General features: G+C 71.8%; 6 protein-coding genes. All 6 read left to right on the top strand.

What is annotated here, in order from left to right; all coding sequences use genetic code 11:
• The first annotated feature begins 45 nt into the window (after positions 1–45).
• The 6 genes from ABD366_RS18250 (at position 46) to sucB (ending at position 8,533) form a co-directional block, all read left to right on the top strand.
• Positions 46–1,812, top strand: coding sequence for a phosphatidylglycerol lysyltransferase domain-containing protein (locus ABD366_RS18250; protein ID WP_324767125.1), 1,767 nt, complete (start codon positions 46–48; stop codon positions 1,810–1,812).
• Positions 1,809–2,507, top strand: coding sequence for a hypothetical protein (locus ABD366_RS18245; RefSeq protein WP_324767124.1), 699 nt, complete (start codon positions 1,809–1,811; stop codon positions 2,505–2,507). The genes ABD366_RS18250 and ABD366_RS18245 overlap by 4 nt, the downstream gene beginning before the upstream one ends.
• A gap of 9 nt (positions 2,508–2,516) precedes the next feature.
• Positions 2,517–3,284, top strand: a complete 768-nt coding sequence (gene cobS / locus ABD366_RS18240; protein WP_324767123.1) for an adenosylcobinamide-GDP ribazoletransferase — start codon at positions 2,517–2,519, stop codon at positions 3,282–3,284.
• A gap of 166 nt (positions 3,285–3,450) precedes the next feature.
• Positions 3,451–4,971 (top strand): leucyl aminopeptidase, encoded by a 1,521-nt coding sequence (locus ABD366_RS18235; RefSeq protein WP_324767122.1) that lies wholly within the window; start codon positions 3,451–3,453, stop codon positions 4,969–4,971.
• Between the two features lie 282 nt (positions 4,972–5,253).
• Entirely contained in the window at positions 5,254–6,642 is a 1,389-nt protein-coding gene (gene lpdA / locus ABD366_RS18230; RefSeq protein ID WP_324767120.1) for a dihydrolipoyl dehydrogenase, read from the top strand.
• 97 nt (positions 6,643–6,739) lie between these two features.
• Entirely contained in the window at positions 6,740–8,533 is a 1,794-nt protein-coding gene (gene sucB / locus ABD366_RS18225) for a 2-oxoglutarate dehydrogenase, E2 component, dihydrolipoamide succinyltransferase (RefSeq protein WP_344442084.1), read from the top strand.
• Positions 8,534–8,589 lie beyond the last annotated feature (56 nt).

The raw sequence follows: 8,589 nt of genomic DNA, 5'->3' as shown, positions 1-8,589 counted from the left end.
CGCGCCCCCGGCAGGGCGGGACAAAACACCCCATAAGCTCCCGACATGGGAGCCGCACGGACAAGCACCGTCACCTCACGCCGCGCCGCCGGCTTCACCGTCTGGTACCTCCGGACCGTCACGTTCCTCAATCTGCTGAGCGCCGTCTGGGTCTCCTTCGGCCAGGACCTGCGCCGCCACAACGCGGAGAACTACTTCACCCCGTACCTGCTCGCCGCGGGCTTCTCCTCCGCCGTCGTCACCTGGTTCCTGGCGGTCACGATGCGGCGCCGCAAGCGCGCGGCGTGGATCCTCAACCTCGTCCTGGGCGGCCTCTTCCTGCTGCTGTTCGCCTTCGTGATGTGCTTCCCGGAGGTACGGCAGTACGCGCAGAACTGGGTCTCGCTCGTGCTGACCGCCGCGTTCGTGGCCGCCCTGCTCGTCGGCCGCCGGGAGTTCTACGCGCGGGGCGACCGCTCGAACCCGAAGCTGGCCGCGGCGGTCGCGGCCGGCGGTCTGCTGGTCACCTCGCTCTGCGCGACGTTCCTGGTCACGGCCGTCAACCAGGCCCACGACGCGTACCGCTCGACCTTCCTCGACCGCTGGCGCTACGGCACCCTGCGCCTCGTCTCGGTCGCCACCGACGACTCCCACCACCCGGGCATCGCCACCCCTAACTGGGTCGACGTCGTCATCAACATCCTCTCCACGGCCCTGCTGATCGCCGTCGTCCACGCCGCGTTCCGCTCCCGCAAGGCGGTCGACCCGCTTGCCCCCGGGGACGAGTCGAAGCTGCGCGCCCTGCTGGACAAGGGGGGCGAGCGCGACTCGCTCGGCTACTTCGCGCTGCGCCGCGAGAAGAGCGTCGTGTGGTCCCCGACCGGCAAGGCCGCGGTGACCTACCGGGTGATCGGCGGGGTCTCGCTGGCCTCCGGCGACCCGATCGGCGACCCGGAGGCCTGGCCCGGCGCCATCGAACCCTGGCTCGCGGAGGCGCGGGTGCACGGCTGGATCCCCGCCGTGATGGGCGCGAGCGAGGAAGCGGGCACGATCTACGCGCGGCACGGCCTGGACGCCCTCGAACTCGGTGACGAGGCCATCGTGGAGACAGCGGCCGGGGCCGGCGCCACCGCTCGGCACTTCACCCTCGAAGGCCGGTCCATGCGCACCGTCCGGCAGGCCTACAACCGTGTGAAGCGCGCGGGCTACACCGTCCGGGTCCGCCGCCACGAGGACATCCCGGCCGCCGAGATGACGTATCTGCTGCGGCGGGCCGACGACTGGCGCGACGGGGCCACCGAGCGCGGCTTCTCGATGGCGCTCGGCCGGCTCGGCGACCCGGCCGACGGACGCTGCGTGATGCTCGAATGCACCGACGGACAGGGCGAGTTGAGAGCAGTGCTCTCGTTCGTGCCCTGGGGCCCGCAGGGCCTGTCCCTCGACCTGATGCGGCGTGACCGCGACGCCGGGAACGGGCTGATGGAGTTCATGGTCATCGAGCTCCTGCAGCGCGCCCCCGAGATCGGGCTCCACCAGGTCTCGCTCAACTTCGCGATGTTCCGCTCCGTCTTCGAACGCGGTTCGCGGCTCGGTGCGGGGCCGGTGCTGCGGCTGTGGCGCGCACTGCTCGGCTTCTTCTCCCGGTGGTGGCAGATCGAATCGCTGTACCGGGCCAACGCGAAGTACCGGCCGCTGTGGGAACCCCGCTTCCTGCTCTTCGAGAAGAGCGCCGATCTGCCGCGCATCGGCATCGCGTCGGCCCGCGCCGAGGGCTTCCTCGACGTGCCCGGCCTGCCGAAGTGGCTGCGCCGCGACCGCCTGGAGCAGCCGTGACGGGCACCGACCGCGCGTGGGCCCGCAGGGGACGCACGTGGGCCCGCGAGGAGTGGGGGCCGCTGTACGGCACCGTCCACGCGCGGCTCCGCGCGCGCGGGTGGGCCGCGATCCCGATGACGCTGACCGCGGTGTGCCTGACAGCGGCGCTCCAGTACGTCCAGAACCAGCCCTGGGGTTTCGGGTTCGTACAGCACATCGGTTCGGTCCAGGCCGAGCTCCCGCTCGGGCAGGCCCTCCTGCGCACGCCCCTGTCCCTCTTCGTGCCGGCGCTCGACCTGCCCGTGTGGGGCGCGCTCGCGCAGATCCTGCTGGTGTCCGGCATCGCGGAACTGGCCCTCGGCCGCCGGCGCACCCTCGTCGTCGCCTACGTGTGCACGCTCGCCGGGACGCTGTACGCGCGGCTCGGCGTCGCGCTCGGCCCGGACGGCCCGCTCGGCCTGCCGGCGTCGGACGCGCGGGTCGTGGACACCGGCCCGTCGGCGGCGGTCGTCGGGCTCGCGGTGTACGTGTGCTGGCGCCACCGGGCCCGGTGCACGGGCGGGCTTGTCGTCGTTCTGATGGCCGCCGAGTGCGTCCTCGCACCCAATCTGGCGGGCAAGGAACACCTGGCGGCGGTCGTCGCGGCGCTCACCCTGTGCGCCCTCACCGCGCTGCGCCACCGCCCCCCTGCCCCGACCTGCGCCGCGGGTTAACCTCCCCCGGTGTCCGCAACAAGCTCCCGCACCGCCCTGACCGACGGCATACGTTTCGCCTTCGGCACCCTCACCGTGCTGCCCGTCACCGTCACCCGCTGGGACCGCGACGCCGCCCGCACCGGCATGGTGTGCGCCCCCCTGGCCGGACTGGTCGTCGGGCTCGCCGCCGCCGCGCTCGGCGGGGCGCTGACCTTCCTCGGCGCGGGCGCGCTGCTCGCGGCGGTCGCCTCCGTCGCGGTGCCGGCCGCCCTCACCAGGGGCCTGCACCTCGACGGGCTCGCGGACGTCGCGGACGGCCTGGGCAGCGGGAAGCCGCCGGCGGACGCCCTGGCCGTCATGAAGCAGTCGGACATCGGCCCCTTCGGGGTCGTCACGCTCGTCCTCGTCCTGCTCGCCCAAGTCGCCGTCCTGGCGCAGCTCTACGCGCAGTCCTGGGCCCAGGGCGCCGTCGCGGCCGTCGTCTCCGCGGTGACGGCCCGCCTCGCCCTCACCTTCGCCTCCCGCACCGGGGTCCCGGCCGCCCGCCCGGAGGGCCTCGGCGCGGCGGTCGCCGAAACGGTCCGCCCCCGCGCCGCGCTGCTGACGGGCGCGGTGATCGCGGCCCTGGCCCTTCCGCTCTCGCTCGGCTCCGCGCTCGCCGTCGTACTGGGCTGCGCGGCGGCCGAGTTGCTCCTGCGCAAGTGCGTGCGCAGATTCGGCGGGGTGACGGGGGACGTGTTCGGAGCGGTGGCGGAAACGGCGGCGACGGCGGCACTCGTGACCCTGGCCATGTAGAACAAGCCCCTTGGGGGTCCCCCGGACGGAGTCTGGGGGAGATTGAGGAGCGGGGTCCGGGGCGGAGCCCCGTGACAGCACCTCGACGGGGCCGCAAACGAGACACGGGCGTAGGCTCGCACAGGGCCACCCAGACCCCGCAACACGAAAGAGGGACCTCACCACAGTGACTGCTCTGACTCTCAGCACTGCCGCGGCCAGCGGCCTGCGCGCCGACGCCATCGTCATCGGCGTCGCCAAGGGCGACAAGGGCCTGGTCGTCGCGCCGGGCGCGGAGGCCGTGGACAAGGCGTTCGACGGCAAGCTCGCCTCCGTCCTGGAGACCCTCGGCGCCGCCGGGGGCGAGGGCGAGGTGACCAAGCTTCCCGCGCCCTCCGGCTTCAAGGCTCCGGTCGTGCTGGCGGTCGGTCTCGGTGCGCTGCCCGCCAAGGACGAGGTGTTCGAGGGCGAGGCGCTGCGCCGCGCCGCGGGTGTCGCCGCCCGTACCCTCGCCGGTGCCAAGAAGGCCGCGTTCGCGCTGCCGATCGAGGACGCCGAGGACGCCGGTGTGATCGCCGAGGGCGCGCTGCTGGGCGCGTACTCCTTCGACGCCTACAAGGAGTCCGCGAAGGACGCCAAGAACGCCAAGGCGCCCCTCGCCGAGGTGGCCCTACTCGGCGGCAAGCCGCGTGACAAGGCGTACAAGGCGGAGATCGAGCGTGCCGCCGCGCTCGGCGAGGAGCTCAACCGCGCCCGCGACCTGGTCAACACCCCGCCGAACGACCTCAACCCCGAGGCCTTCGCCGCCGTCGCCCAGGCCGCGGCCAAGGAACACGGCATCAAGGTGCAGATCCTCGACGAGAAGGCCCTCACCAAGGGCGGCTTCGGCGGCATCCTCGGCGTCGGCGCCGGTTCCGCCTCGGCCCCGCGCCTGGTGAAGCTCTCGTACACGAGCTCCAAGGCCAAGAAGCACCTCGCCTACGTCGGCAAGGGCATCACGTACGACTCGGGCGGCATCTCGCTGAAGCCCGCCGGGCACAACGAGACGATGAAGTGCGACATGGCCGGCGCCGCCGCCGTGTTCGCCGCCGTCGTCACCGCGGCCCGCCTCAAGCTCGACGTGAACGTCACCGGCTGGCTGGCGCTCGCCGAGAACATGCCGTCCGGCTCCGCGACCCGCCCCGGTGACGTGCTGCGCATGTACTCGGGCAAGACGGTCGAGGTCCTCAACACGGACGCCGAGGGCCGTCTGGTCCTGGCCGACGCCCTCGCGAAGGCGTCGGAGGAGACCCCGGACGCCATCGTCGACGTGGCGACGCTGACCGGCGCGATGGTGCTGGCCCTCGGCAACCGCACGTACGGGATCATGGCCAACGACGACGCGTTCCGTACGTCGGTCCACGAGATCGCGGAGGAGGTCGGCGAGCCGTCCTGGCCGATGCCGCTCCCCGCCGACCTCAGGAAGGGCATGGACTCGCCCACCGCCGACATCGCCAACATGGGCGAGCGGATGGGCGGCGGTCTGGTCGCCGGTCTCTTCCTCCAGGAGTTCGTCGGCGAGGGCATCACCTGGGCCCACCTCGACATCGCGGGCCCGGCCTTCAACGAGGGCGGCCCGTTCGGCTACACGCCCAAGGGCGGCACCGGTTCGGCGGTCCGTACGCTGGTCCGCCTCGCGGAGCGCACGGCCGCGGGCGACCTCGGCTGACGCACCCCGCACGTCATCGCTGGTGACGGCCCCGGACGCAGGCGTCCGGGGCTGTTCGCCATCGACGAAAATCGCGGGCCCGCCCACTCCTGCCCCACCCGCTTCCGGTGTAACCGGCGTCTCAGACCCCGGCCCGACGTCCCGCATGCCTCGGACAAGTGCGAGGATGGGGGGCGGCAGGACAGGGCCCCCACCACAGGGCCGAAGAACGAGCGGCCGAACACCAGCCGCCGCCCGGTCATCGGAGACCGGCGTACGGCGCACATGCATGGAGGACGTGACGTGGCGAACGACGCCAGCACCGTTTTCGACCTAGTGATCCTCGGCGGTGGCAGCGGCGGTTACGCCGCGGCTCTGCGTGCCTCGCAGCTGGGACTCGACGTCGCCCTGATCGAGAAGGGCAAGGTCGGCGGCACCTGCCTGCACAACGGCTGCATCCCGACGAAGGCCCTGCTGCACGCGGGCGAGATCGCCGACCAGGCCCGCGAGAGCGAGCAGTTCGGCGTCAAGGCCACCTTCGAGGGCATCGACATCGAGGCCGTCCACAAGTACAAGGACGACGTCATCTCGGGCCTGTACAAGGGCCTGCAGGGGCTGATCGCCTCCCGCAAGGTGACGTACATCGAGGGTGAGGGCAAGCTCTCCTCGCCGACGTCCGTGGATGTCGACGGCCGGCGCATCCAGGGCCGCCACGTCCTCCTCGCGACCGGCTCCGTGCCGAAGTCGCTGCCGGGCCTGGAGATCGACGGCAACCGCATCATCTCCTCGGACCACGCGCTGAAGCTGGACCGCGTCCCGAAGTCGGCGATCGTGCTGGGCGGCGGCGTCATCGGCGTCGAGTTCGCCTCGGCGTGGAAGTCCTTCGGCACCGACATCACCATCGTCGAGGGCCTCAAGCACCTCGTGCCGGTCGAGGACGAGAACAGCTCCAAGCTCCTTGAGCGCGCGTTCCGCAAGCGCGGCATCAAGTTCAACCTCGGTACGTTCTTCGAGAAGGCCGAGTACACGCAGGACGGCGTCCGCGTGACCCTCGCCGACGGCAAGACCTTCGAGGCCGAGCTGCTGCTCGTCGCCATCGGCCGCGGCCCCGTCTCCCAGGGCCTCGGCTACGAGGAGCAGGGCGTCGCGATGGACCGCGGCTACGTCCTGGTCGACGAGTACATGCAGACGAACGTGCCCACCATCTCGGCCGTCGGTGACCTCGTCCCGACCCTCCAGCTCGCGCACGTCGGCTTCGCCGAGGGCATCCTGGTGGCGGAGCGTCTCGCCGGTCTGAAGACCGTTCCGATCGACTACGACGGCGTGCCGAAGGTGACGTACTGCCACCCCGAGGTCGCCTCCGTGGGTATCACCGAGGCCAAGGCCAAGGAGATCTACGGTGCGGACAAGGTCGTCGCTCTGAAGTACAACCTTGCGGGCAACGGCAAGTCCAAGATCCTGAAGACCGCGGGCGAGATCAAGCTCGTCCAGGTCAAGGACGGTGCCGTGGTCGGCGTCCACATGGTCGGCGACCGTATGGGCGAGCAGGTCGGCGAAGCCCAGCTGATCTACAACTGGGAAGCGCTGCCCGCCGAGGTCGCCCAGCTCATCCACGCCCACCCGACGCAGAACGAGGCCATGGGCGAGGCCCACCTGGCCCTCGCGGGCAAGCCGCTGCACTCGCACGACTGAGCCCCGTGTCCGTCGTGAATGGGCGCGACGACCGACCACCACAGACTTCCGCACTGCGGCACCCGTAGTTGCGCATCGTTAAGGAGCAACAGAAACCATGGCGGTTTCCGTATCCCTTCCGGCGCTCGGTGAGAGCGTCACCGAGGGCACTGTCACCCGCTGGCTGAAGGCCGAGGGCGAGCGCGTCGAGGTCGACGAGCCGTTGCTCGAGGTCTCGACCGACAAGGTCGACACCGAGATCCCCTCCCCTGCCGCCGGCGTTCTGGCCTCCATCAAGGTCGCCGAGGACGAGACCGTCGAGGTCGGCGCCGAGCTGGCCGTCATCGACGACGGTTCCGGCGCCCCGGCCGCGCAGGAGGCTCCGCAGGAGCAGCCCGCCCCGGCCGCCGAGGCCCCGGCCCCGGCCCCCGCGCAGGAGCAGCCCGCCCCCGCGCAGGAGGCGCCCGCCGCCCCCGCGCAGTCCGGTGGCGCCGCCTCCGGCACCGACGTGACGCTGCCCGCCCTGGGCGAGTCCGTCACCGAGGGCACCGTCACCCGTTGGCTGAAGGAGGTCGGCGAGGAGGTCGCGGAAGACGAGCCCCTCCTCGAGGTCTCCACCGACAAGGTCGACACCGAGATCCCCTCCCCCGTCGCCGGTGTGCTCCTTGAGATCACCGTCGCCGAGGACGAGACCGCCGAGGTCGGCGCCAAGCTCGCCGTCATCGGTGCCCCGGGTGCCGCTCCGGCCGCCGCGCCCGAGCAGCCCGCCGCCCCGGCCCAGGAGGCCCCGGCTCCGCAGCAGGCCGCCCCGGCTCAGCAGGCTCCGGCCGCTCCGGCGCCGCAGGCACCCTCGGCCCCGGCCCCGCAGCAGCAGACCGCTCCGGCGCCCGACCCGGTCCCGTCCGAGCCGGCTCCGGCCCCGACGCCCGCTCCGGCCAAGGCCGAGGCCCCGAAGGCCCCCGCCGCCGCTCCGGCGGACGACGGTGCCTACGTGACCCCGCTGGTGCGCAAGCTCGCCGCCGAGAACAACGTGGACCTGTCCACGGTCAAGGGCTCCGGCGTCGGCGGCCGTATCCGCAAGCAGGACGTCACGGCCGCCGCCGAGGCCGCCAAGGCGCAGGCCACTCCGGCCGCTGCCGCCCCGGCCGCCTCCTCGGCGCCGAAGACCCCGGCCCTGGAGGCCTCTCCCCTCCGTGGCCAGACGGTCAAGCTGCCGCGCATCCGCAAGGCCATCGCGGACAACATGCACAAGGCGCTGCAGGAGCAGGCCCAGCTCTCCTCGGTCATCGAGGTCGACATCACGAAGCTGATGAAGCTCCGTGCCAAGGCCAAGGACGGCTTCGCCGCCCGTGAGGGCGTCAAGCTCTCCCCGATGCCGTTCTTCGTCAAGGCCGCCGTCCAGGCGCTGAAGGCCCACCCGGTCATCAACGCCCGCCTGAACTACGACGAGGGCACGATCACCTACTTCGACTCCGAGAACGTCGGCATCGCCGTCGACTCGGAGAAGGGCCTGATGACCCCGGTCATCAAGGGCGCGGGTGACCTGAACATCGCGGGCATCTCCAAGAAGACCGCGGAGCTGGCCAACAAGGTCCGTACGAACAAGATCGCCCCGGACGACCTGTCGGGCGCCACCTTCACGATCTCCAACACGGGGTCGCGCGGCGCGCTCTTCGACACGGTCATCGTCCCGCCGAACCAGGTCGCCATCCTGGGCATCGGTGCCACGGTGAAGCGCCCCGTCGTCATCAACCACCCGGACCTGGGCGAGACCATCGCCATCCGGGACATGACGTACGTGACGCTCTCCTACGACCACCGTCTGGTGGACGGCGCGGACGCCGCCCGCTACCTGACGACGGTCAAGCAGATCCTCGAAGCCGGCGAGTTCGAGGTCGAGCTGGGTCTGTAGTACTTCCGAGTACTTTCGGTGGCCGGCTGTAACCAGCCTCACCTGCGGCGCCCCCG

This window comes from Streptomyces kunmingensis, assembly GCF_039533535.1.
GTDB lineage: Bacteria > Actinomycetota > Actinomycetes > Streptomycetales > Streptomycetaceae > Streptomyces > Streptomyces kunmingensis.
This window is presented reverse-complemented; position numbering and strand designations above follow the sequence as displayed.